Origin of the sequence: Caulobacter sp. (genome assembly GCF_965279145.1) — a bacterium.
GTDB lineage: Bacteria > Pseudomonadota > Alphaproteobacteria > Caulobacterales > Caulobacteraceae > Caulobacter.
Map to the genome: position 1 here is coordinate 942,699 of NZ_OZ257139.1, position 24,835 is coordinate 967,533.

18 protein-coding genes are annotated in these 24,835 nt (G+C 68.5%); 8 read left to right on the forward strand and 10 right to left on the reverse strand.

Features of this window, described 5'->3' with window-relative positions; genetic code table 11:
- Window positions 1–10 precede the first annotated feature (10 nt).
- Entirely contained in the window at window positions 11–316 is a 306-nt protein-coding gene (locus ACQY9P_RS04405) for a hypothetical protein (protein WP_421736479.1), read from the forward strand.
- A 229-nt stretch (window positions 317–545) separates the two neighbouring features.
- Window positions 546–833 carry a hypothetical protein gene (locus tag ACQY9P_RS04410; protein WP_421736478.1) on the forward strand — a complete coding sequence of 96 codons (288 nt, stop codon included), beginning with the start codon at window positions 546–548 and terminating at the stop codon, window positions 831–833.
- Between the two features lie 225 nt (window positions 834–1,058).
- Here ACQY9P_RS04410 and rpmB read toward each other — a convergent pair whose 3' ends face one another.
- On the reverse strand, window positions 1,059–1,361 hold the full coding sequence (rpmB, locus tag ACQY9P_RS04415) for a 50S ribosomal protein L28 (protein ID WP_421736477.1): 303 nt from the start codon (window positions 1,359–1,361) through the stop codon (window positions 1,059–1,061).
- Window positions 1,362–1,578: 217 nt separating this feature from the next.
- Here rpmB and ACQY9P_RS04420 point away from each other — a divergent pair, with 217 nt between their 5' ends.
- Window positions 1,579–2,004 carry a DUF3617 domain-containing protein gene (locus tag ACQY9P_RS04420; RefSeq protein WP_421736476.1) on the forward strand — a complete coding sequence of 142 codons (426 nt, stop codon included), beginning with the start codon at window positions 1,579–1,581 and terminating at the stop codon, window positions 2,002–2,004.
- A gap of 176 nt (window positions 2,005–2,180) precedes the next feature.
- Here ACQY9P_RS04420 and ACQY9P_RS04425 read toward each other — a convergent pair whose 3' ends face one another.
- Window positions 2,181–2,771 (reverse strand): methylated-DNA--[protein]-cysteine S-methyltransferase, encoded by a 591-nt coding sequence (locus ACQY9P_RS04425; RefSeq protein ID WP_421736475.1) that lies wholly within the window; start codon window positions 2,769–2,771, stop codon window positions 2,181–2,183.
- 79 nt (window positions 2,772–2,850) lie between these two features.
- On the opposite strand from ACQY9P_RS04425, the gene ACQY9P_RS04430 reads away from it, so the two are divergent.
- Window positions 2,851–4,485 carry an amidohydrolase gene (locus ACQY9P_RS04430; protein ID WP_421736474.1) on the forward strand — a complete coding sequence of 545 codons (1,635 nt, stop codon included), beginning with the start codon at window positions 2,851–2,853 and terminating at the stop codon, window positions 4,483–4,485.
- 36 nt (window positions 4,486–4,521) lie between these two features.
- Here the strand turns inward: ACQY9P_RS04430 and ACQY9P_RS04435 are convergent, their stop codons facing one another.
- A complete protein-coding gene (locus ACQY9P_RS04435; RefSeq protein WP_421736473.1) occupies window positions 4,522–6,402 on the reverse strand; it encodes an ATP-binding protein in 1,881 nt (626 codons plus the stop codon).
- 186 nt (window positions 6,403–6,588) lie between these two features.
- Between ACQY9P_RS04435 and ACQY9P_RS04440 the strand changes: the two genes are divergently transcribed.
- Both ACQY9P_RS04440 and ACQY9P_RS04445 read left to right on the forward strand, forming a co-directional pair.
- Window positions 6,589–9,147: a helicase-related protein gene (locus ACQY9P_RS04440; RefSeq protein ID WP_421736472.1), complete on the forward strand. Its 2,559-nt coding sequence runs from the start codon at window positions 6,589–6,591 to the stop codon at window positions 9,145–9,147.
- Window positions 9,144–9,425 (forward strand): RNA-binding S4 domain-containing protein, encoded by a 282-nt coding sequence (locus ACQY9P_RS04445; RefSeq protein WP_421736471.1) that lies wholly within the window; start codon window positions 9,144–9,146, stop codon window positions 9,423–9,425. The genes ACQY9P_RS04440 and ACQY9P_RS04445 overlap by 4 nt, the downstream gene beginning before the upstream one ends.
- Window positions 9,426–9,573: 148 nt before the next feature.
- On the opposite strand, the gene ACQY9P_RS04450 is transcribed toward ACQY9P_RS04445, so the two are convergent.
- On the reverse strand, window positions 9,574–11,658 hold the full coding sequence (locus ACQY9P_RS04450; protein WP_421736470.1) for a putative bifunctional diguanylate cyclase/phosphodiesterase: 2,085 nt from the start codon (window positions 11,656–11,658) through the stop codon (window positions 9,574–9,576).
- 242 nt (window positions 11,659–11,900) lie between these two features.
- Here ACQY9P_RS04450 and fdxA point away from each other — a divergent pair, with 242 nt between their 5' ends.
- Window positions 11,901–12,242 carry a ferredoxin FdxA gene (gene fdxA, locus ACQY9P_RS04455; protein WP_421736469.1) on the forward strand — a complete coding sequence of 114 codons (342 nt, stop codon included), beginning with the start codon at window positions 11,901–11,903 and terminating at the stop codon, window positions 12,240–12,242.
- Window positions 12,243–12,534: 292 nt separating this feature from the next.
- Window positions 12,535–13,047, forward strand: a complete 513-nt coding sequence (locus tag ACQY9P_RS04460; protein WP_421736468.1) for a CarD family transcriptional regulator — start codon at window positions 12,535–12,537, stop codon at window positions 13,045–13,047.
- Between the two features lie 94 nt (window positions 13,048–13,141).
- On the opposite strand, the gene ACQY9P_RS04465 is transcribed toward ACQY9P_RS04460, so the two are convergent.
- The 6 genes from ACQY9P_RS04465 to ACQY9P_RS04490 all read right to left on the reverse strand — a co-directional run bounded on the left by ACQY9P_RS04465 (window position 13,142) and on the right by ACQY9P_RS04490 (window position 24,693).
- A complete protein-coding gene (locus ACQY9P_RS04465) occupies window positions 13,142–14,773 on the reverse strand; it encodes a glycoside hydrolase family 43 protein (RefSeq protein ID WP_421736467.1) in 1,632 nt (543 codons plus the stop codon).
- A 7-nt stretch (window positions 14,774–14,780) separates the two neighbouring features.
- Window positions 14,781–16,064, reverse strand: coding sequence for an MFS transporter (locus ACQY9P_RS04470; protein ID WP_421736466.1), 1,284 nt, complete (start codon window positions 16,062–16,064; stop codon window positions 14,781–14,783).
- A 46-nt stretch (window positions 16,065–16,110) separates the two neighbouring features.
- A complete protein-coding gene (locus ACQY9P_RS04475) occupies window positions 16,111–17,409 on the reverse strand; it encodes an MFS transporter (protein WP_421738257.1) in 1,299 nt (432 codons plus the stop codon).
- A 13-nt stretch (window positions 17,410–17,422) separates the two neighbouring features.
- Window positions 17,423–18,496 (reverse strand): LacI family DNA-binding transcriptional regulator, encoded by a 1,074-nt coding sequence (locus ACQY9P_RS04480; RefSeq protein WP_421736465.1) that lies wholly within the window; start codon window positions 18,494–18,496, stop codon window positions 17,423–17,425.
- Between the two features lie 106 nt (window positions 18,497–18,602).
- On the reverse strand, window positions 18,603–21,563 hold the full coding sequence (locus tag ACQY9P_RS04485) for a TonB-dependent receptor plug domain-containing protein (protein WP_421736464.1): 2,961 nt from the start codon (window positions 21,561–21,563) through the stop codon (window positions 18,603–18,605).
- Window positions 21,564–21,684: 121 nt separating this feature from the next.
- Window positions 21,685–24,693 carry a glycosyl hydrolase family 28-related protein gene (locus ACQY9P_RS04490; RefSeq protein WP_421738256.1) on the reverse strand — a complete coding sequence of 1,003 codons (3,009 nt, stop codon included), beginning with the start codon at window positions 24,691–24,693 and terminating at the stop codon, window positions 21,685–21,687.
- Between the last annotated feature and the right edge of the window lie 142 nt (window positions 24,694–24,835).

Consider the following 24,835-nt stretch of genomic DNA (forward strand, 5'->3'; position numbering starts at 1 on the left):
GACTACAAACATGATCCGCCTTCTTGTTCTGGCCATCTCCGCTCTCATGGCCGCTTCCGCCGGCGCCGCCAGCGCGTCCGAACTGACTGTCAAGGTCGCCGGCAAGTCCGTCCCGCAGGTCCACGCCGACCTGGTGGACGCCGCCAAGACCGTTTGTCGCGCGGATCTGGGCGATACGCGCTTCGGCATCGACCTGGTGCCTTACTGCGTGCGCGACGTGACCCGCGCCGCCGTCAACAAGGTCGGCAACCCCGACCTGACCGCCTATGACAAGGCCAACTGGCGCGGCGCCTACCTGGTCAAGGTCAGCCGCTGATCCCTTTCCCAGTCGCGTACGGGACAGCCCGCGAAGCCCCCGCTTCGCGGGCTGTTTCGTTTTGAGGCGCCTGTCAAAAAATACGCGTGCATCGCAACATAATCATTGATCAGTCATCCAGCTCCGACTATGGATTTCAGCGACGGCCAAGCAGGCTAGATCCCAACGGACCGTCAGAGGAACGCGTCGGGAGGAGGTTGAACCCAACCCCCTTTCCGGGACTATCACCATGATCCGCACCATCGCCCTGGCCGTTTCGGCCATCGCCCTGACCGTCGCCGCCCCCGCTTCCGCCGCCGAACAGCGCGTCAAGATCTCGGGTCGGTCCGCTGAACAAGTCCGCGCCGACATCGTGAAAGCCGCCAGCACCGTTTGCTGGCAAGACGTCCGTGGCGAAGCCATGGCCGGCTACATGTACCCGGCCTGCGTCCGCGCCTCGGTCAGCGACGCCTATGCCAAGATCAGCGCCCCGTCGCAAACGGCCGCCAACGCCGGCTCGACCGTTTCGGCCCGCTAAGCCAAGCGTTTCAGTACCAGTAGCGTAGCGTTCCAAACCCGGCGCGACTCAGTCGCGCCGGGTTTTGCTTGTCTGGACTCCAGGGAGGTTGACCGTGGCGCCCAGACGCGGAAAGGCCCGCGGAGATTGCTCTCCGCGGGCCTTTCAAAGGTTCGATCGGGATCGAAGCCTGCTCGGCCGTCCGTCGGACGCCTGAACCGGCGTCCTCCGTTCGGCGAAAGCGCCTTAGGCGGCGACCGCGACGGCGGCCTTGGCCTTGGCCTTGACCTGCGCCTTGATCTTCAGGGCGCGCGGCGACAGTTGCTCGTCCTTGGCGCCCAGCAGGAACACGTCCAGGCCGCCCTTGTAGTCGAGGGTGCGCAGGGCCGCGTTGCTGATGCGCAGACGGAAGGTCTGGCCCAGCGAGTCCGAGGCCAGCGTCGCCGGCGACAGGGCCGGCAGGAAGCGGCGCTTGGTCTTGATGTTGGAGTGGCTCACATTGTGGCCAACCATCGGACCGATACCGGTGAGTTCGCAGCGGCGCGACATGGGATTACCTTGGCTGGGCGAAACCCGAGGGCTCCGCAGACATGAATTTCGGGGCGCGGAGGGCGAGCCGCCACGCGAGAGCGGGCGATATAGGCGAAGGAGGCTGGCCGAGTCAAGGCGGAGCGCCCCTTCCGGATGAACGCGCGCCTCAAGACGGCCTTCAAGACAGGTTCATCTGGCGCCTTATATAGAGAGGTCCATGAAGAAAGCCGTTTCCATGCGTTTGATCGCCCTCGCCCTGACCGCCGCCGGCCTCGCCATGGGCGCCAGCCTGGCCGCCGCGCCGGCCCCGGCCACGATCCTGCCCGGCCACTGGGAATACAGCTACCGCATCGGCCCCATCCCGGCCGGCGACGAATCGCGCTGTCTCAAGCAGGCCGACGTCGAGCAGTTCGCCAAGGGCATCTGCACCCGGAAATACACCTGCGACTACCAGACCCGCGTGGTGAAGGACGGCAAGATCAGCCTGAAGGGCACGTGGACAGACAAGAAGGGCCGCGTGGCCCCGGTGACCGCCAAGGGCGGCTACACGCCCGAGAGCTTCCGGATGGACATCAAGCTGAAGACCGTCAACGGCCTGCCCCTGGCGGGCGTGATGGACGCCCGGCGCGTCAGCGCCAGCTGCCCCGCCGACGCCAAATAGCGCCGGTGGAGGTCGCCGAAGATCCAATTGTGGTTAATTCAAATTAAGATACAATGGGTTGTAGGGAACAAAGACTGAATCGGCGGGCGTCGCCGATTCGGTCCTGATTCGTTTCGCCCCTGTTCGCGCATTCCTGTCGCGGCGTTAACTTGAGCGCGGGCGGCCTCCGACAGCCTTTACTGTCCCCTCGGCGGGGCCACCGAAAATTCCAGGTCAAACAGGGTCGGGACCGCGTCGGTCCTGGCCCGCTCGATCGTCAGCAGCTGGGCCTTGGCGCTGGCCCCGCCAGGCGCGGAAAACCCGCCCATGCGGCCGGACGCCGCCAGCACCCGATGGCAGGGCACCACGATCGGCCAGGGGTTCTCGCCCAGGGCCTTGCCCACGGCGCGCGCCGCGCCCGGCTCGCCCATCGCCCGGGCCACCTCGCCATAGGTGGAGGTTTCGCCAGGACCGATGGCGCGGGCGATCTCATAGACCCGCCGGTTGAAGTCGGACACGTCGGTCTGGTCCAGGGGGATGTCGGTCAGGTCGTCGCGGCCGCCGGCCAGCAGATCCCGCACCCGCTCGATGACCCGCTCGACATGCGGCGGCGGCGGCGCTTCAACCGCGTCGGGGTAGCGCTTGCGCAGGCGGGCCCATTCCACGCCAGGACTGGCCGCGCCCGGCGCGGCCTCGGGCAATTGCACGCCGATCAGGCCGGACTCGCCCCAAGCGACGCCACAACGGCCTATGGGCGTGTCGAAAAGCGCGAAAGCCTGTCCCTTCATGCGGCATTTATAGCATCGCGGTTGCGGCTTTCGAGCGGCGCCCTACGATTTCCGTTTCTTGCTGTCGGGGGAAATCACCATGCGCCACATCGCCATCGCCACCTTGCTGGCCGCCACCAGCCTCTCCTCCGCTCAGGCCGGCGACATCCTGATCCATGGCGGGCCGATCCACACCGGCGTCGATGCGGCGCCCGAGGCGCAGGCCCTGCTGATCCGCGACAGGACCATCCTGTTCGTCGGCGATCTGGCCGCCGCGAAGGCCAAGGCCGCGAAGGACGCCCGCGACATCGACCTGAAGGGCGCGACCGCCTTTCCCGGCTTCGTCGACGCCCATGCCCACCTGACCGGCGTCGGCCTGCGCGAACTGACCCTGAATCTCGACACCACCGCCTCGGTCGCCGAGCTGGTCGCCGCGGTGAAGGCCTATGCCGCCGCCCATCCCGAGGGGCCGATCTATGGCCGGGGCTGGATCGAGACCCACTGGCCCGAGAAGCGTTTTCCCAACAAGGCCGACCTCGACGCCGCCGCCCCCGGCCGGATCGTGGTGCTGGGCCGCTCGGACGGTCACGCCTCGGTCGCCTCCAGCGCCGCCCTGGCCAAGGCCGGCGTCACCCGCGACACCGTCGCACCCGCCGGCGGCCAGATCCTCAAGGGCGCCGACGGCGCGCCCGACGGCATGCTGATCGACCACGCCCAGGCCCTGGTGCGCGACGTCATCCCGCCGCCGTCCGCCGCCACCAAGCGCCTGGCGCTGGAAAAGGCCGGGGCGCTCTACGCCTCGCGCGGCTGGACCGGTCTTGGCAATATGAGCGTCGACGCCGGCGACCTGAAGCTGCTGACCGCCCTGGCGGCGGAAAAGACGTTCAGCCTGCGCGTCGACAACTACATGGATCCCAGTGGCGCGGCCGAGGTGCTGGCCAAGGGGCCGTTCGAAGACGCCACCGGCCTGATCCGCACGCGCGGGATCAAGCTCTACATGGACGGCGCCCTGGGTTCGCGCGGCGCGGCGCTCTTGGAACCGTACAGTGACGCGGAGGGTCTGGGCCTGCAGCTGACCGAGCGCGACAAGGGCCTGGCGCTGATGAAGGCCGCCCGGGCGGTCAAGGCCCAGGTGGCCATGCACGCCATCGGCGATCGCGGCAACCGCATGACCCTGGACTGGTTCGAGGAAACCCTGGCGGGCGACACCGCCGCCCGCTGGCGCATCGAGCATTCGCAGATCGTCTCGGACGCCGACCTGCCGCGCTTCTCGAAGATGGGCGTCATCGCCTCGATGCAGCCCTCCCACGCGATCGGCGACCTCTATTTCGCCCCTGCCCGCCTGGGCCAGGCCCGCCTGCACGAGGGCTATCGCTGGAAGGACATGCTGGACAGCGGCGCGGTCGTCGCCGCCGGCTCGGACGCCCCGGTCGAGGTCGGCGACCCGCGCATCGAGTTCTACGCCGCCGTGTATCGCCACAGCCTCGACGGCTTCGCCAACGCCGACTGGCATCTGGAGGAGGCCGTCAGCCGCGCCCAGGCCCTGAAGATGCTGACCTGGGCCCCCGCCTACGCCGCCTTCGCCGAAGGCGAGCGCGGCACGCTGGAGGCCGGCAAGAAGGCGGACGTGACGGTGTTTTCCAAGGACCTGATGACGGTGGCCCCGGCGGAGATCCTGAAGGCCGAAACCGTGCTGACCGTGGTGGACGGCGTGGTGGTGTTCGAGCGGCGGTGAGCCCCCACGACCCGGAACCCGCGTCTCGCGAAGGCTCTAGGCGGCCCGATCACCGATCAGGGCCGCCTGCAGGTCCGCGATCATGATCGGCTTGGACACCAGACCATCCATGCCGACGGCGGTGTAGATCTCGATCTGGTGCGGGAGGGCGTTGGCGGTCAACGCCACGATGCGGGTCGGCGCCAGGCCGCGTTCAGCCTCCAGCCGCCGAATTTCCCGTGTCGCCTCGACACCGTTTCGAAGGGGCATCTGGATATCCATCAGCACCAGGTCCCAGGATGCCTGGCTCCAGGCGTCGACCACGGCCTGGCCGTCGGCGACGATGACCGGCTCTATGCCCAGCGCATTCAGCACGGTGCGCACCACGACCTGATTGGCCTCGTTGTCCTCGGCGACCAGCACGCGCAGGGCGTCGATCCGGTCGGCGTCGGGCCCGGACCGCCTGTCGATCCTGTCCCGTTGCAGCGGGAGGCTGATCGAAAACACGCTGCCCCGACCGACCACGCTCTCCACGGAAATTCGCCCGCCCATCAGCTCCACGAGGCGGTGACTGACAGCCAGCCCCACGCCCGCTCCGCCGAAGGCGCGGGTCAAGGTGTCATCGGCCTGGGTGAAGGACTGGAACAGACGCGGCAGGACCTTCGCATCGATACCCATGCCGGTGTCGGTGACCGACAGCAGAAGCTCATCGCCCCGAGCGGCGGCCTTGACCTCGACCCGCCCCGACGCCGTGAACTTCAGGCCGTTGGAGATCAGGTTGTAGAGCAGCTGGTGGATGCGCCGGGGATCGCCCAGCCAGTTGCCCGCCGCTTCCGGAGCGATGTCGATCGCCAGAGCCAGTCCCTTGTCCTCGGCCATCAGGCTGGCGGTTTCGCAGGCCCCGGCGATGATCGTCTCCAGATCGAAGGCCTTGTGGGCGAGCTGGACATTTCCCTGGTCCAGATCGGACAGGTCGAGAATCTCGTTCAGCAGGGTGAGCAGGGCGTTGCCGGATTTCTCGATCAGTTCGACCCGCTCCCTCTGGACCTGGATCATCGGCTCGCGCAGCAGGGCCTGGCTCATCCCCAGCACGCCATTCAGCGGCGTCCTGAGCTCGTGGCTCATATTGGTCAGGAAGCGCTGCTTGAGGCGATTGGCCCCCTCGGCCGCATCGCGCGCGGCGGTGACCTCCGTCATGGCGCCCTTCAGGTCCAGATCGGAGTTCTCCAGGGTGGCCAGCAGGCGATTGAAGCGCTCCGTGAGTCGCCCGACCTCGTCCGTCCGCGCCACCGGCAGGCGCGCGCTGAAATCATGCGAGGTCGTCGCGGCGTCCATCGCGTCCGCGAGGTCTCGAAGCGGCCCAAGCGCCCGGCGGGTAAGCTGGCGCGCCATGAGGCCGGCGCCGCCAACCGCCAGCGCCGACAGTACCAGGGCGATCAAGATGTTGAGCAGCCTGGCGTCCAGCAGCTCCCGTCCATCGATCACCAGGACGACTGTCCCCACCCGGCGCCCCTTGACGCTATAAGGCGCCGTCACCTCCAGATCGAGGCCGCGATACCGCGCCTGGGGTGTTGAGACCTGTTGAACGGTCGGACCGATCATCGTCGCCCAGGCCTGCCCGAAATGCAGCTGCTGGCCCTGAATGGGCGCATAGATGGCGATGCTCTTGAGATGGCTGGCGCCGATCAGTTCGCGAACGGTGTCCTCGCCGGACAACTGCGAGCCGTCGACCTGGGCATGGGCGGCCTTGGCCACGGAATTGGCCAGCACCAGGGCTTCATCCGCCAGGGCGTGCCGGTCAGCGTTCCAGTTGCGCCACTGGTAGACGGTGAAGGCCGCGAAGAGGGCCGCGACCGTGGACAGCAGCGCCACGCCCACGATCCGGGTCTCAAGACCACGTTCGCGACCGGGCCGCGCACCCGGTCCAGCTTTTTCCATCACGGCCGATCGACCTCGTCTGGGAAACCAATCTTAACCGTTGCGATGGTCCTGGAAAACAAGATGTGAAAAATCGCTCCCTGCGACCACGAGTCGCGTCAGCGGACCAACGCGGATCGCTTCATGGCGCGGCGCGGAGCGGCCCCGCTTGCCTCCCCGCGATTCGCGCCCCACCTTCAGGACATCATGAGCGACCGTTCGACAGGCCTAGCGCCCTCAAAGCTCACAGCGGTCCTGGGCCCGACCAATACGGGCAAGACCCATCTGGCCGTCGAGCGGATGCTGGGCCACGCCTCGGGCATGATCGGCCTGCCGCTGCGCCTGCTGGCGCGCGAGATCTACGACCGGATCGTCAAGCTGCGCGGCAAGGCCAGCGTGGCGCTGATCACCGGTGAGGAGAAGATCACCCCGCCCCGCGCCAGCTATTTCGTCTGCACCGTCGAGGCCATGCCGCTGGGGCGCGAGGTCGACTTCCTGGCCATCGACGAGATCCAGCTGTGCGCCGATCCCGAGCGCGGCCACATCTTCACCCACCGCCTGTTGCACGCCCGGGGCAAGTACGAGACCATGCTGCTGGGGGCCGGGACCATGGCCCCGCTGGTGCGTCGCCTGCTGCCCGACGCCGAGATCGTGTCGCGCGAACGGTTCTCCAACCTGTCCTACGCCGGCTCCAAGAAGCTGACCCGCCTGCCCCGCCGCAGCGCCGTGGTCGCGTTCTCGACCGACGCCGTCTACGCCATCGCCGAACTGATCCGCCGGCAGAGGGGCGGGGCGGCCGTGGTCATGGGATCCTTGAGTCCCCGCACCCGCAACGCCCAGGTGGCGCTCTACCAGTCCGGCGAGGTCGACTTCCTAGTGGCCACCGACGCCATCGGCATGGGCCTGAACATGGATGTCGACCATGTGGCCTTCGCCGGCCTGCGCAAGTTCGACGGCGTGCGCACCCGCTGGCTGCATCCGCAGGAGGTGGGCCAGATCGCCGGCCGCGCCGGCCGCTACACCCGCGACGGCACCTTCGGCGTCACCGGCGACTGCGAGGAGATGGACGAGGATCTGGTCGAGAGCGTGGTCAACCACCAGTTCGAGCCGATCATCGCCGCTGAATGGCGCAACGCACGGCTGGATTTCGGATCGCTGCCGCTGCTTCTGAAGTCCCTGGGCCAGGGCCCCGGCCGGGCGGGCCTGACCCTGTCCAACGAGGTGCTGGACGAGCGCACCCTGCGCAAGCTGGCCCAGCACGAGGACGTCATCGCCCGTTGCAAGGCCGACCGCTCGGCCCTGATCCGGCTGTGGGACGTGTGCCAGACGCCCGATTTCCGCAAGACCACCGACGATGACCACCAGCGCATGGTCAAGACGCTGTTCGACGACCTGACCACGGGCAAGAAGCGGCTGCCGGAGGACTGGATCGGCAGCCAGTTCAAGGCGCTGGACCGCATCGACGGCGAGATCGACAGCCTGGCCGGCCGGCTGTCGGGCGTGCGCACCCTGTCCTACATCGCCAACCGCCCCGACTGGCTGGCCAATCCGGCCCACTGGCAGGGCGTGACCCGGCAGCTGGAAGACCGCATCAGCGACACCCTGCACGAAAAGCTGATGGCCCGGTTCATCGACCGGCGCACCAGCGTGCTGATGCGCCAACTGGGCGAGCGCGAGACCATGCTGGCCGGTGTCGGCCAGGACGGCGCGGTGACGGTAGAGGGTCATGTCGTCGGCCACCTGGCGGGCGTCACCTTCACGCCGGAAAAGGGCGCCAGCGCGCTGGAGGAAAAGGCCCTGCGCAACGCGGCCGTCCGCGCCGTGGGACCCGAGATCGCGCGCCGCCTGGGCGCCCTTTCCAGCGAGCCCGACGACGCCTTCGCCCTCAGCCCCGACGGCGCGATCCTGTGGCGCGGCGAGATCGCCGGCGTCGTTCGATCGTCCTCGACATCAGGGGGCGGCGAACTGCTGTCACCCCGCGCCCGGCTGCTGGGCGAGCTGGGTCCCGCCGCCGTGCGCGAGCGGGCCGAGCGGCGACTGGACGCCTTCCTGGCCGCCGAGGTCGACAACAAGCTGGCGGGACTTCGCAAGCTGCAGAGCGCCCTGGCCGGGGGCGACCTGCGGGGCCTGCCGCGCGGCCTGGCGCACCGGCTGCTGGAAGCCGGCGGCCTGCTGGACAAGCGCCCCGTCGAGCCCGAACTGAAGGCCCTCAGCCAGGCCGAGCGCCGCACCCTGAAGGCCCTGGGCGTCCGCATCGGCGCCTTCAGCCTGTTCCTGCCGGCCGTGCTGCGCCCCGAGGCCATGGCCTGCGCCCGCGCGCTGAACCCCGGCGGCTGGCGCGGCGACCTGGGCAAGCTCGCCCCCCTGCCCTCACCCGCCCCCACGGCGCGAGAGCTGGTCGCCAGCGGCCTGCGCGCGGTCGGCGGCTTCACGGTTCCGGTCGAGATGCTGGAGCGGCTGGACGCCCTGCTGAGGGCCGAGCAGAAGCCCGGCGGCGTCATCCTGAGCGAGGCGGCCCTGCAGGCCCTGGACTGGACGGCCGCGCAGGGTTCGGCCGTGCTGCGGGCGCTGGACTACACCCCCGCCATCCGGCCCAAGTCCGACGCGCCAATCGTCTGGAAGCGGCGCGGGGCGACCAAGGCCGAGGTCAGGATCGCCCCGCGTCCGGACTCCCCGTTCGCGGCCCTGGCCCAGCTCACCGAGCCGCCGCCCCGCCGCAAGAAGCCCCGCCGGCGGAAGGCCGCTCCGAAAGCCGTCGCCTCGTGACGGAGGCGGACGACGCCTGCCGCGCCGATGTCTGGCTGTGGCGGGCGCGATTCTTCAAGACCCGCTCCCTGGCCTGCAGGTTCGTCGAGGAGGGCCGGATCCGGCTGACGCGCGGCGGCGTCGAGAGCCGGGTCGACAAGCCGTCGCGGGCGCTGAAGGCGGGCGACGTGCTGGTTTTCGGGCTTGGTGGGCGGTTGATCGCCGTGCGGGTGCTGGCGTCGGGCGAGCGGCGGGGACCGGCGAGCGAGGCGCGGGCGCTTTATGAGGCGGTGGAGTAGGCGGTAGATCCTCCCCCTTTGGGGGAGGTGGCCCGGAGGGCCGGAGGGGGCAGCGTGGTGTTGGCCCAGATGGAGCTCCAATCAGGCCCGCCGGCGCTGCCCCCTCAGTCGCTCCGCGACAGCTCCCCCAGAGGGGAGCATCTGCCCTTTACTGCGTAAACCCCGCCAGGAACCCCGGCACCTCGGCCGCGGGCATCGGCCGGCCGAAGTGATAGCCCTGCACCTGATCGCAGCCATAGCTGATCAGCTTGGCCAGCTGCTCGGCGTCCTCGACCCCTTCGGCGACCACCTTCATGCCCATCGAAGAGCCCAGGGTGATGACCGCCTTCACGATGGCCTCGTCCTCGGTGTTCTGGACGAAGGACTTGTCGATCTTCAGGCGATCGATGGGGAACTGGCGCAGATTGGCCAGGCTGGCGTAGCCGGTGCCGAAGTCGTCCAGGGCGATCATCACGCCGGCGTCGTGCAGACGCTTGACGGTCTCGCTGACCATGTCCGAGCCCCAGCCCATATAGACGTTCTCGGTCACCTCGATGGTCAGCCGGTCGCACGGCACATTGGCCCGGGCCAGGCGCTCCTGGACCTCCTCGGCCAGCCGACCGCTGCGGAACTGGGCGGCCGAGATGTTGACGGCCACCCTGCCGAACGCGACGCCCGCGTCGATCCAGTCGCGCATCTGCCGCAGCGCCGCGTCGAAGGCCACGTCGCCCAGCTTGAGCGACAGGTCCTGATCCTCGAACGCCACCATGAAGCTGGCCGGCGACAATATGCCCTGCTCGGGGTGGGCCCAGCGCATCAGGGCCTCGAAGCCCGCGACACCGCCCTCGCGCACGTCGACCACCGGCTGGTAGAACAGCACGAACTCGCCCGCCGCGATGCCGGCCCGCACGTCGCGCAGCAGCTCGATCCGACGCTCCAGCTCCGACCGCATCGAGGGCTGGAAGACCACGCTACGGTTCCGGCCGGCGTCCTTGGCCCGGTAGAGGGCGATGTCGGCGTTCTTGACCATGTGCGAGGGATCGGCGTCGGGATCGCCGTGCAGGGCCGCGCCGATGCTGGCGCTGACCGTGAAGCTGCGTCCCCCGTGCTCGATCGGGCGCTGCAGCAAATTCTGCAGGGTGCTGATCGGCCGCAGCATGTCGGCCTCGCTGTGCAGGCCGCGCAGGATCACCGCGAACTCATCGCCGCCCAGGCGGGCCACGGTGTCGTCGGCGCGGAAGGCGTGGCGCAGCATTTCGGCCAGCCGCTTGAGCAGGGCGTCGCCGGCGTCATGGCCCAGGGTGTCGTTGATGTCCTTGAAGTGATCGACGTCGATCATGATCAGGCCGAACATCTCGCCCATCAGCTCCGAGGCGCTGACCGCCTCCTGGAACCGATGCTGGAAGAAGGCCCGGTTGGGCAGGTCGGTCAGGGTGTCCTTGAAGGCCAGGGTCTCGACCGCCTCGGTCTGGCGACGGCGGTCGGTGATGTCCTTGAACAGGTTGACCAGGCGTTCCGGCTGGCCGTCGGAGCCGATCAGCACCTTACTGGCCGAGCGCACCCAGGTCTCGACCCCGTCGTCGCGATTGAGCCGGAACTCGTAGACGCCCGTCTCGCCAGGCTTGCGGGCGGCCACGAGGGCCGAGACCCGGTCGCGATCGTCGGGGTGGATGATCTCCAGCGGATCGGTCTTGAATCGGCACCAGGCCTCGAGCTCGGGCGTCGCGCCGGAGAACGCCAGCTCGCGGGTCTTCATGTCGTATTCGCGAACCAGCAGGCCATCCAGCTCCAGCGCCATGCGCAGGCGCTGCTGGTCGCGCTCGGCCCGCAGGGTGGCCTCGGCATAGCCGGTGACGTCGCGGGCGGTGACCATCACCGCATAGGGCAGCGCGCCGTCATCGCGGCAGGCGCTGAACTCGGTGCGCCAGAAGCGCTGAACGCCGTCGGGATCGGTCACCGGCAGATAGCGCGAGAAGGCCTCGCCCTCATCGACGCATTTCATCAGGCTCAGGACATCCTCGGCGGCCACCAGGGCGCGACGGGCGTCTACGCCGGGGCGAAGATCAGGGGCCAGACCATGGGCCGCCCACTCCGGGCTCACGGCCAGCAGACGAAGGTCGCGATCCAGCAGGGCCGCCGCGAACGGCAGCTGGCGGACGAATTCCGAGAACGCGGCGGCGCGTGCGTCGGCCAGGCTGGCCAGCCCGGTTCCGGACTCGGGCAAACGCCTGACCTCCACGGTCGTCTTCATCATGTGTCGGGTTCTCGACATTGTTTTCTTTGAGCGTTTCCTCGCTCGGAGATTGCGGTTATTTTGGATAAGAAATCATGAGCGACCATACGACCCAAGGTCGCGCGACATGACGCCCCGGCCCCCTTCTCTGGGGACGGAAGCAGAATTCCTGTATCCCATCTCGAGCAAGCCGCATTGACAACCAGGGCCGCGCCTTGGAAAACGCCCCGCGCCCGCGCTCCGTCAGATCAATCGAGTTCTCGATGACCTATATCGTCACCGACGCCTGCATCCGTTGCAAATACATGGACTGCGTCGAGGTGTGTCCGGTCGACTGCTTCTACGAGGGCGAGAACTTCCTCGCCATCAATCCGGACGAGTGCATCGACTGCGGCGTCTGCGAACCCGAGTGCCCGGTCGACGCGATCAAGCCCGACACCGAGGACGAGGCCGACGGCAAGTGGCTGCGGATCAATTCCGACTACGCCAAGGTGTGGCCCAACATCACGGTTAAGGGCACGCCGCCCGCCGACCGCGACGACTTCGAGCGCGAGACCGGCAAGTTCGAGAAATACTTCAGCGAAAAGCCCGGCAAAGGCTCCTGATCGGGCCGTCCCGAGCCCCCTTCGGGGCCGCAAGCCTTTCATGAGGCTGAATTTTATGATATTGTCGCAGCCAACGTGACGGTTGCGGCAATTCGCGGCTGTCCGTTTTTTGTCGAAGAGCCGTTCTACCGGCACGCCCGATCGAAGGCGAAGGGTGTCTTAGAGGTTAATTCCAAATCCTGTCCTGGCTTGGCTCCCGCGCCCAGATTTCGCGGACGCCGAGCCGTCTCTATTGGCGGATCGGGAATGACGGTGTTCCGGGCCCTTTGGGCTCGCATTGATGAGGACGAACATGAGCAAGAGCGGTCTGGAATTTTCGGTCGGCGACCACGTCGTCTATCCCGCGCACGGCGTGGGCAGCATCCAGGGCATCGAGACCCAGGAAGTGGCCGGGATGTCGCTCGAAGTCTACGTCATCACCTTCGACCACGAGAAAATGACGCTCCGCGTTCCGACCAAGAAGGCCAAGACCGCCGGCCTGCGCCCGCTGGCAGAGGGCAATGTCGTCAGCCAGGCCCTCACCACCCTGAAGGGCCGCGCCCGGGTCAAGCGCACCATGTGGTCGCGTCGCGCCCAGGAATACGAAGCCAAGATCAATTCCGGCGACCTGATCTCGATCGCCGAGGTCGTCCGCGACCTGCACCGCGCCGAGAACCAGCCGGAACAGTCCTATTCGGAGCGTCAGCTCTATGAATCGGCCCTGGACCGCATGGCCCGGGAAGTCGCCGCTATCGAGCGCATCGACCGCGAGGCCGCCATCGGCATCCTGACCAAGTCGCTGGTCAAGACCGCCGCCGCCGCCTGATCCGCCGGCCAAACGCCTGAAGATTTGACGCCCTCCGCCCACCCGGCGGGGGGCGTTCTTCGTTTCTGGCGGGCGTCGCGGCCTTTCGCGACAACTAGGGTTGATAGGCGCGCTCGACATAGCGGAAGCCGTCGAAATCGGCCGGTCGCGCCGCGCCCGACAGGTCCTGGCAGGCCATGCCGACAAAGGCCCCGGTGAAGTTGGGCGCGCCGGGCGCGGTGGCCTCGTCCGACAGGATCGAGGCGTCGAACCCCTCGGGCAGCCAGGTCCAGTCCTCGCCGTCCAGACTGAAGGCGAAACGCAGGCGCTCGAAGTCGACCTCCACCCGCAGGTGGACCAGGCCCTCGTCCGGCAGCGGGATCGGCGTGGTGAAGGCGTCGGCCTGGGGGCTGTCGGGCAGGGCCGACATCACCTGAACGTGCCGTCCGTGCTCGTCGTCGCGCGACACGAACAGATAGTGGAACTTGCTGGCCCCATAATAGCAGACCAGCCCGGCGGACTGCTGGAAGTGCTCCGGTGCGAAGTCCATCACCGTCCCGGCCGAATAGCAGTGGGCCTGCTGGCGGCGGGCGACTAGCGCCTGGCGGTACTGGCTGCCCATCGTCTCGCGACCGAACAGGCGCAGCCAGCCGGGGCGGGCCGTCAGGCTGAACAGCTCTTGCGAGAAAGGCGATCGCAACCACTGGAAATCCAGCGGAAGGTCAGGACTGTCGAAGGTCTCATGCTCGGGCCCGGGCGGGAACGGCGCGGGCGGCAGGCCGGGCGACGGCGGGTTCAGTTCCGGATCGCCGGACCCATCGCGCGTGCGCAGCCAGCCGTCGTCGCCCCAGACCATCGGCTGGATCGCCGTCTCACGCCCCAGCACGCAGCGGCCGCGATTGGGCAGGGGACGACCGCACAGATAGGCCATCCAGGTCTGGCCGTCGGGCGTGTCGACCAGGTCGGCGTGACCGGCGCGCTGCAGCGCCACGTGCGGCCGGTCGCGGGCGGTCAGGACGGGGCCGTCGGGATGGACCTCGTAGGGGCCTTCCAGGGCGCGCGAGCGGGCCATGGTCACCGCGTGGCCAAAGCCCGTGCCGCCCTCGGCGGTGATCAGGTGATACCAGCCGTCGCGCTTGTAGAGGTGCGGCGCCTCGGTCAGGCCCAGCGACGTGCCGGCGAAGATGAGCTTTCGGGCGCCGACCAGGGTGGCGGTGGCCGGGTCATATTCCTGGGCCACGATGCCGGCGAAGCGGTTGCGGCCCGGCCGGTGGTCCCACAGCTGGTTCAGCAACCACTTGCGGCCGTCGTCGTCGTGAAACAGCGAGGGGTCAAAGCCGCTGCTGTTGAGGTACACCGGATCAGTCCATGGCCCCTCGATGTTGTCGGCGGTGACCAGATAGTTGTGGAAGTCGCGCAGGGACGCGCCGGACGCCCCGCCAACGGTCGTGCGGCCATAGCGCTTGACGTCGGTATAGATCAGCCAGAACCGGCCGTCGGCATGGGTCAGGCACGGGGCCCAGACGCCGCAGCCGTCGGGCGCCCCCAGCATGTTCAGCTGGCTGGCCCGCGTCAGGGGCCGGGTCAGCAGCCGCCAGTTCACCAGGTCGCGCGAATGGTGGATCTGCACGCCGGGAAACCACTCGAAGGTCGAGGTGGCGACGTAATAGTCCTCGCCGACGCGGATGATCGACGGGTCGGGATTGAAGCCCCGCAGGATCGGGTTCGAGATCGTGGCTTGCGGCATGGGAACTCTACAGGGCGGGGACCGTGGCGGACCTGGAGGCCGACGGCGCGGCCGGGTCGCGGACGAGAATCCACAACAGCGCCGCGCCCGCCAGATCCAGCACGCCCAGGGCGACGAAGAACGGATCATAGCCGACGGTGGCCACCAGCCCGCCGATCAGCAGCGAGAAGATCAGCACCCCCAGATTGGCGAAGAACCCGGCCATGCCAGCCACGGTCGCCACCTCGTTGCGGCGGAACAGGTCCGACGACATGGTGATCACCGTCACCGACAGGGTCTGGTGGGCGAAGCCGCCCAGGCACAGCAGGGCGATGGCCAGATACGGGCTCTCGACCCGGCCGACGAACATCATGCTGGTCATCAGCAGGGCGCCCAGGGTGAAGGCCCCGCGCCGGGCGTTGACCAGGCTGACGCCGCGCCTCTGCAGGAACAGCACGACCATCGGGCCAAACAGGCACCCGATGTCGGCCGCCACGAACGGCAGCCAGGCGAACAGGGCGATCTGCTTGAGCTCGAAATGCCGGACCGTGGTCAGGTACAGCGGGATCCAGAACGACAGCGTGCCCCAGGTGGGGTCGGCCAGGAACCTGGGCAGGGCGATGCCCCAGAAATTGCGCCGCCCCAGCAGGCTGAGCATCGAGGGCCGCGCCCCGCCGTCCTCAAGATGGGCCTCCTGGCCGGCGACGATCAGGTCGCGCTCGGTGTCCGACAGGGCCTTGTGCTTGTCGGGCGACTGGTAGGCCAGCAGCCACAGAACCACCCAGGCCAGGCCCAGGACGCCGGCCACCAGGAAGGCCGCCCGCCAGTTCCAGACCAGGATCGACCAGGCCACCAGCGGCGGGGCCAGCACCGAACCCATCGACGCGCCGATGTTGTAGACCCCGCCGGCCAGGCCGCGCTCCCGGGCCGGGAACCAGATCGACACCGCCTTCATGCCCGCCGGATGCGCGCAGCCCTCGGCCGCGCCCAGGGCGCCCCGCAGCCCCAGCAGCACCTGCCAGTTGCCCGCCAGGCCATGAGCCATGGTGATCAGCGACCAGGCGGTGGCGAACAGGGCGAAGCCCAGCTTCAGCCCGATGGAATCGAGCACATAGCCGCACAGGGGCTGCAGCATGACCCCCAGCTGAAAGGCGCCGGTGATCCACGAATATTCCCGCGGCCCGATGTGAAGATCGGCCAGCACGGTGGGCGCGGCCACGCCCAGCGTGCTGCGGGCCAGATAGTTGATCACCGCCCCCAGCATGACCAGCCCGATCATCCACCAGCGAAGATTGCGGATCTTGCGGCTCATGGCAGCGGTCCCGTCACGTCTGTCCGTCGTGGTTCAGGGCGCGGGCTCACCCGACCCTCGCCCGCGCCTTGTCGAGCTGGGCCATGGCCACGAAGATCAGGGCGCTGGTCACCAGCAGCACGGCGGCCAGCGCCAGCATCGGCGCCAGGTTGCTGCCGGTCGCGTCGCGCACCATCGGCACCAGGTTCTGGGCGATGAAGCCGCCCAGATTGCCAATCGCGTTGATCGCCGCGATGCCGGCCGCCGCCCGGGGACCGCTGAGGAAGCTGGGCGGCAGGCTCCAGAACACGGGCTGGGCCGCGAAGACGGCCGGCGCGGCGATGCACAGCATGGCGAACTTCAGGGCCGCGCCCGGCAGGACCACGCTGAGAATCAGGGCGACGGCGGCCACCAGGGTGGGTCCGGCGATGTGCCAGGCGCTGGCCCCGTGGCGGGCGGCGTGGCGCGGCACGATCCACAGCGCCACGGCGACGAACAGCCAGGGAATGACATTGATGAAGCCATTGACGCTGTTGGACACGCCGAACGACTTGACGATGGTCGGCAGCCAGTAGCTCAGGCCGTAGGCGCCCAGCGGCATGCCGATATACAGGCCCGCCAGCAGCAGCACGCGCGGATCGAACATCGCCTTCCAGGCGCCGCGATGGTCGTCGGACGCCTCGCCGCGCTCGGCGTCCAGAACCTTGGCCAGCCAGGTCTTCTCGACCTGCGGCAGCCACTTGGCCTGGGTCGGACCGTCGGGCAGGCGCCAAAGCACATAGGGGGCCAGCAGCACGGCCGGGATGCCGGTGACCAGGAACACCCACTGCCATCCCGCAAGTCCCAGGGTGCCGTCCAGATCCAGCAGCAGGCCGCCCAGGGCCGCGCCAACGGCGTTGGCGGCGGCGCTGGCGATCATGAACAGCCCGACCATCCGCGCGCGATGGGCCTGCGGATACCACAGCGTCAGGACGTAGAGCACGCCCGGAAAGAACCCCGCCTCGGTGACGCCCAGCAGGAACCGCAGGATGTAGAACATCGTCGCGTTCTGGGTGAAGCCCAGGGCCAGGGTGACCAGGCCCCAGGTGAACATGATCCGCGCGAACCACACCCGCGCGCCCACGCGCGCCAGGATCAGGTTGGACGGCGCCTCGAACAGGAAATAGCCGATGAAGAACAGCGACGCGCCCAGGCCGTAGGCGGCCTCGGTCAAGCCCAGGGCGTGCACCATGTCGAGCTTGGCGTACGACACGTTCTGCCGGTCGATATAGGCGATCAGGTACATCAGGCAGAACAGCGGCATCAGCCGCCGGGTCACCCTCCCGACCGTGGCGCGTTCCAGATCGGGGCCCCGGTCGGGCGCCATGTCGGGAGACGGCTCAGGCATGGGATGACCTTTGGGGGGCTTTCGCGCCGGCGACGGCGCGTGGAGGGGCGGTGGACTCGCGCGCGATCAGCACGTGGTCCAGGACATATTCAGCGGCGGTGTCGGCCGACGGGTCGGTTGATCGCAGGGCGCGCATCAGGCGATCCAGGGCCACGGCCGCCATCTGCCGCACGGGTTGGCGCACTGTGGTCAGCGGCGGCCACAGGGTGGTGGCGACGGTCGTGTCATCGAACCCGACCACGGTCAGGTCGCGGGGCACGTCGAGATGTCGGCGGTGGGCCACCGATACGGCGGCGGCGGCCATGTCGTCGTTGCTGGCGAAGATCGCGGTGGGCGGCGCGTCGGAATCGAGCAGCTGCTCGGCCGCGCGCAGGCCCGACCCATAGGTGAAGGCGCCCTCGGCCAGGATCAGCTGGGCCCCGTCGACGGCCGCGATCGCCGCCCGCGCGCCCTCGAGGCGCTCGGCGCTGGCGCTCTGGTCGGGGTTCCCGGCGATGAAGCCGATCCTGCGGTGGCCCAGATCCAGCAGGTGCCGGGCCATGGCGTGACTGGCCTGGCGGTCGTCGATGCGGACATTGATGGCGTCGGTCGGCGGACGCCCGGCGGCCACCACCGCCACGGGCAGATGGGCGGCGCGGAGGATGTCGCGCACGATGGCCGACTCGCCCAGGGGCGGCGCCAGCACCACGCCGTGGACGCCCGAGCCCACCAGGCGCTCAAGCTCGCGGGCGGCGGGCGCCTGGCCGTTCTCGCCCCGCACCAGGATCAGCCGGGCGCCGGCGCTGGTGGCCTCTTCGAACACGCCGATCAGGAAGTCGCTCATGAAGGCGGCGCTGGGATTGGAGTAGATCACCCCGATCCGCAGTTCGCCGGCGGTGACGAGGTTGCGAGCCGCCAGATTCGGCTCGTAGTTCAGCTCGCGGATCGCGGCGAGGACCGCCTCGCGCGTGGCGTCCCGGACCTTGGCGCCGTCATTGATCACCCGCGACACCGTCATGCGCGAAACGCCCGCGAGGCGGGCGACATCGACGATGGTGGCGCCCCGGGCGCGGTCTGGCCTGCTCAATGGATAACCTTCTGACGTCCGCCCGCGATACGGCGGCGTTTGGATCTGATCGCCGCCGCCGCGGTCCGGCATTTGAGCCGAACCGCGGCGGCGCGCCAGGGCCGCGCTAGAAGCTGTAGCGCAGACCCACGTGGTAGAACCGGCCCAGCAGGTCATAGAGCGCCGGGTTGGCGTCAAGACCGGTGTTGGTCTGGGGGGAAGGCGTCGGATCGCGGTTCAGCAGGTTGTCGACCTTGAAATAGGCCTGCAGACCCTTGCCGAACTTGTACGAGCCACTGACGTCCACATAGGTGGCGCCGCTCATGTGGTTGTAGTCGATCGTCGGGTTGTTGTTGGTCGACACCGGGCACTTGCCGGCGCTGCAGGTCACGTACTGGTTGCCGAAGGTCCCGTCGCTGAACCAGCGTTCCTGAACGCTGAAGGCGAAGCGGTCGGTGTCCCAGGACTGGATGGCCAGGAACTTCCAGTCCGGCGTGGCGCCGGAGTTCTGGCCGGCGGAGTCGACGGCGATCGCGCCGGGGATGCCCGGGTTGGTGACGAACTTGTGCGTGTTCGTCGCCAGCCCGCGCACGGCGAAGCGACCCGGCACGCTGGGCAGCTCGAACCGGTAGCTGGTCTCGATGTCAAAGCCGCTGGTCTTGATCGAGGCCAGGTTGAACGTCTGCGAGTTGACGTAGGGCGTGCCGCTGGTCGGGCTGAAGTTGAAGGCGCTGCAGAACTGCGTCAGGCCGGTATAGCAGAAGTTCACCACCTGCTGGGCGCTGAGGCTCGAGATGCCGCCGTTCAGCACGATGTTGTACCAGTCCACCGAGGCGCTGAAGCCCGGCAGCCATTCGGGGTTCGACAGCACGACGCCGAGGGTCGTGTTCTTGGCGATCTCGGGCTTCAGGTTCGGGTTGCCGACCACGTTCTGAAGAACCAGCAGCGCGCTGCCCGTGAACGGGTTGGTGAAGTTGGGCAGGGTGGTCGTCACCGGAGCGGCGAACAGCTCCGACAGGTTGGGCGCGCGAACGTCGCGCGACGTCACCGCCCGCAGACGAACGCCCTGGACCGGCGTGTCCCAGGTCCCGCCGACCTTCCAGGTATAGACGGTGCCCGAGGTGCTGTAGTCGGTCCAGCGACCGGCGAAGTTCAGGTTGGCCTTGCCCGCGGCTTCGGAATTGATCAGCGGCAGGTTCACTTCCGCGTAGGCTTCCTTGACCGTGTATTTGCCGGCGCCGGAGTGATAGTTGCCCGCGTACCAGTTGGCGCCCGAGACGTTCAGGATCGGGTCGGCCTTGTAGTCGTCGGTGTAGGGCGAGTCCGCCGCGCCGTCGCCATAGGGGTCGCCTTTGACGTGGTACTGCTCACGGCGATACTCACCGCCGAACGCCACCGACACGGGACCCGCCCACAGCGACAGGGGCTCGCCGCTGAAGTTCAGGCTGGCGACGTCCTGCTTCTGGACCGAGTGCTGGTAGGGGCCGTTCTTGGGCGTGATGTAGGCCAGGGCCGCTTCGCTGGGCGTCTGGCCGCCGAACACGTTGATCGGGGCGCAGCCGTTGGCGCGGGCCACCGGGTCGGCGCAGACGATCTGGCCGCCCACCAGCGTCGCCTGGATGGCCTGGCGGTAGCGCGGGTTCAGCATGATGTCGCGAACATGGATGTTCGTGGTGTTCTGCCCGTGGGTGAAATAGCCGTCGTAGTGCCATTCCTTGCCCAGGGCGTCGAACTTGCCATTGGCGCCGAGCACGAGCCGATACTGGGTCCGCGTCGGATGGACCGAGATGTTGCGGGGCAGCAGCGCGTTGCTGGTGCCGAAGGTGAAGCTGGTGATGCCGTTGGCCGCGCAGGCGGCGGCGACCGAGGCCGGCAGGTACGGGTTGGAGCACTGCATCGTCAGGCCGGTGGTGGCCCCGCCCGGGTTGGGCTGGTTGCTGCTCTCGACGCGGGCGGCGTTGAAGGTCGCGTAGATCTCGTTGTCCGCGTCGAGATCGAAGCCGACGCGGGTATAGGCGTTCATGCGCTTGATCTTGGACTGCAGCGACGTGCCGACGCCGACATTGCCCGACAGGTCGCCGCCGACGCAGAAGCCGCCCGAGGTGTAGCAGCCGATCACCGCGCCATTGGCGGCCTTGGAGGGCACGCCGTTCGAGCCGTACTGGAACTGGAACGGATTGCCGCTCTTGTCGAAGGCCGTGCCCTGAAGCGGGCCGGCGCTGATCAGGCCATACTTGGTGTACTGATAGGCTTGGGCGTGCTCGCGATAGAGGTACTGCGGCGAGCCGTCATTGGTGATCCCGCGATTGACCAGGGTGGCGGTCGTGTACCAGTCGCGGCTGCCGGGCGCGTCTTCGCCGAAGCCGCCGGCGGGAACGCCCTCTTCCTTGTCGTACTCGCCGCTGACCTGAACGTGCAGGCGGTCGTCCATGAAGGACTTACCCCCGGCGACCTGCGCCAGGTACTGCTCGTTGTCGCCATAGGTGGTGATGCCGGCCAGCACATTGGCCTTGAAGCCGACGAACCGCTTGTTGGTGATGAAGTTGACCACGCCGCCGACGGCGTCCGAACCGTAGGACGCCGAGGCGCCGCCGGTGACCACGTCGACCCGCTCGACCAGCAGCTGGGGGAACAGGCTGATGTCGGGAACGCCCGTGACGTTGGCCGGAACGACGCGCTGGCCGTCCAGCAGGGTCAGGGTGCGGATGGTGCCCAGGCCCCGCAGCGAGAACGAGCTCAGGCCCTGCGCGCCGCTCGAGGTGCTGAACGTGCCCGTCGTCGCGCCCGTCGACCCCTGCAGGGACGGCAGCTGGGTGATGGCGGTGAAGATGTTCGGCTGGGCGGCGCGCTCGAGGTCGGCCTGGCCCAGAACCTGGGTCGGGGTGGGCGCGGTGAAGCCGGTGGAGCGGATCCGGGTGCCGGTGACGATGATCTCGGTCAGGGCCGTCGCGGCGGGTTCCGGCGACGCGGGCGCCTGCGCCGTCTGCGCGCTGGCCGCTCCGGCCGACACGATCATCGCGACCGCGCTGGTCGCGAACAACACCTTCAAGAAGGGCGATCCCCCTCGCATCCGACCTAGAGCACTCATCCGGCAGCCTCCCTTTTTCGTTGAGTCCATCTGCGATGGCCTGGCCGGAAGTTGTCAGACAAAACTCGGGCGAACCATTACGACCATGGTCGTAGGTCCGCCCCGCCGGGCGACGCGGCGTCTATGGGCGCCGCACCGCGTAAAGCGCGTGGTGGGTCAGGATGAACAGCGTCTGTTTGCCCGGACCGCCGAACAGCAGTTGCAGCGGCCGCTCGGGAACATCGATGCGCCCCAGCTCGCGGCCGTCCGGCGCATAGACGAACACCTGGCCGTTGGCGACATAGACCCGTCCCTCGCCGTCCACGGCCACGCTCTCGCCGCCCCGGTCGGCGAAGGGCTTCAGGTCGGTGATCGCGCCCCGTTGCCCGACCAGCCCGCTGTAAGTCCTGTTTTCCGAGCCGTTGGTGACGAACACCCTCTGGCCCGGCCGGGCCGTGGTGAAACCATGGGTGTCGAGCGCGTCGGAGAAGCGCAGCCCCCGGAAATCGGGCGGCCCCTGCTGGAAGACGCGATAGGCGGGCAGCGTCAGACTGCCGTCGGCTGAGACGTATTCCATGGGCTTGGGCAGCGCCATGTCGCGGGCGAACATCTCCGCCAGCGTCGTGAACTGGTAGGTCGCGACATCCAGCTGATCCTTGAACTCGCCGTTGTTCCACCAGTTGACCGGCAGCACGGTCGCCGCGCCCGAGTGATCGACCGCCGGGGTCGGCGCGACCACCGTGACCTCCGCGTCGGGGCTGCCGGGCCTGAAGCTGTAGACCGAGCCGTTTCGACCGTCCGACGACAGCACCAGCAGGTTCCCCGACCCGTCGACCGCCAGGTTGATGGGATCCAGCGTGTTGTCGCGCACGATCGACAGCTTGCGCGCGTCCGACCAGCTGTAGATCCGCTGGTGCTTGCGGTCGGTGAAATACAGCGTCCCGGCCGCGTCCACGGCGCCGCCGGACAGCGAGTAGAAGCCGTCGCCCAGCTTTTCCAGACGGGCGCCGGCCGGGAAGATCGACGGCGCGACCGGCGGCGGATCGCCCGTCAGGTCCAGCACCGCGAACTGCCGCTCGCGCACCTCAAGGCCGCTGGTCACGTCCTGGATGGCGTTCTCGTAGGGATATTTGCTGAGCCGCAGGAAGGTGGCGCAGCCGTTCTCGTCACACAGGCCAATCCCGCTCTCGGCGTTCACCGCCACGTTGCGGAACCGGATGTCGCGCGAGTTGTAGATCCTGGCCGCGCTGGGCGCGGGCCGGCGCGTCCGGGTGACGCGATAGGCGTGATAGTTGGCCACCAGGATGTCGTGCGAGTCGCGGATCTCCAGCGAGACCGTGTCTTCGCCCTCGCCCGCCTCCTCCTCGGTCTGCGGGGCCAGCAGCTCCCAGTGGGCGACCCGGTTGAGGCTGATCTCGCTGCGCACATGGTGCTCGACCGAGGCCTGGTAGACATGGCCGGGCGTCTGGGTGTCGGAGATGTAGATGCCAGAATAAGCGTAGGTGCTGGGGCTCCACAGATTGGCGAAGGTTCCGCCGCCGCCGTCCGTCACCCACAGGCTGGGATACTGGCCCGCCCAGCGCTTGGCCGGATCGGCGTCGGCCGTGGCGTTGGCGTTGTAGGGGTTGAGCCGCGAGCCGTCATACAGATTGGTGCCGTGGCCGCCCTGGAATTTGACGTCATTGACCATTGAGCGCTCGCCGGCGGTCCACAGCAGGGCCGTGGCGCGCGGATTGATCCCGCTGGTGTTGAGGCCCAGCCCCGAGACGATGTTGTCGCCGCCAGGCGCCGACAGCACCAGGGCCTTGGGCGCGCCCACGCCCTGATAGCCGGGCGTGCGATCGGGCAGGACGATCTGGGTCAGGCTGGGATGCAGACCGATCAGCACGGTGTCCGCCCGCAGCCGCAGGGTGTCGGTCACCCGGTAGAAGCCGGCGGGGAAATAGACGACGCGGTGGCTGTCGATCGCCTTCTGGATGGCGGCGGTGTCGTCGGCGGCGTTGTCGCCCAGGGCGCCGAGCGCGCGGACGCTGGTCCACTCGGCCACGGGCGGCAGGGCGCGGATCGCCGGCGGACGCGGGCCAGGCGACGCCGGCATGGCCTCCGCCTTCATCTGCGTCTTGGTCACGCCCATCTGGCCGGGCGCCGGCAGGGTCAGGCCATGATTGAAGGCCGTCACCCTATAGGCGCCGCCCTGTCCCGGCACGGACTTTCCGCTGTCTCGGAAGCGGGCGAACACAGGGGTGTTGACGCCGGTCGCGTTCTCGAAGCCCACCTGGGTGTAGACGCTGGCCTCGTTGGAGATGACGATCCCGGCCTTTGAGACGTTCTCGAAGCGGACGTCCTTGCCCCACAGCCAGTCGCCATAGCCCCGGTCGATCTCGATGCCGACCGGCGTGTCGCGCAAGGTCACATTGACCAGGGTGAGGCCCGCCTCGTGCTCGCGGATGGCCGCGTCGCGCTGCCCCTCGAAGGTCGAGTCCAGCAGAACAAAGCCCCAGGCCGGCGAGGTCTTCTCGGCCAGGATGCCATAGCGGCCGCCCTTGAAGTGCAGGTCCTCGGCCTCGTTGGCCACCTGGTGCAGGCCCGCCAGGCCCGACCCGATATCGAAGCTCATATGGCTGAGATAGGCGTGCTGGGCGGCGTGGAAGCGGATCGCCGTCGCCGCCGGATTGCCCTGGCCGATCCTGAAGTCGATATTGCTCATCGCCGAATAGAAGGTGCCGGAATTGGCGTCGGCGATGTCCTTGTTGAACGGCACGCTGCCCGGCGGCGGGAAAGGCACGCGACGCGACGGGTCCACCTTGGCGCCCGCGAAGATCACCATGTTTGCCAGGCCCTTCTGGAACCCCGGCGTCTTGTCGGCCAGCAGGATCAGCGGGCGGGTCGCGCCCACCCCGAACACCCGCACGCCCGGCCACAGGAAGAGCGTCCGGCTGATCCGGTAGCGGCCCGAGGGCAGGAAGACCAGCCCGCCGCCGTCCCGGGCCGCGGCCTGGTCGATCGCGCCCTGCAGCGCGGCGCTGTCATCGGCCCGGCCATCGCCCACGGCGCGAACCACCACGGCGCGCGGATCGTCCGGCGCCACCGCGAAGGCCGACACCGAGCCCGCCCAGGCGCCGGGCGCCATCAGCAGCATCAGGGCCGCCATTGTCGTCGCCACCCAACCTCGCATCCGTGAACCTCAAGAAAAAAATGTCCCGGCGCGAGCCGGGACAGTTGGGGGGTGAAGGTTTCACCCGAGCGCGGCCTGTCGGCTCGCGTCGGGTGGATAAGGTTGCCCGTCGGCCCGC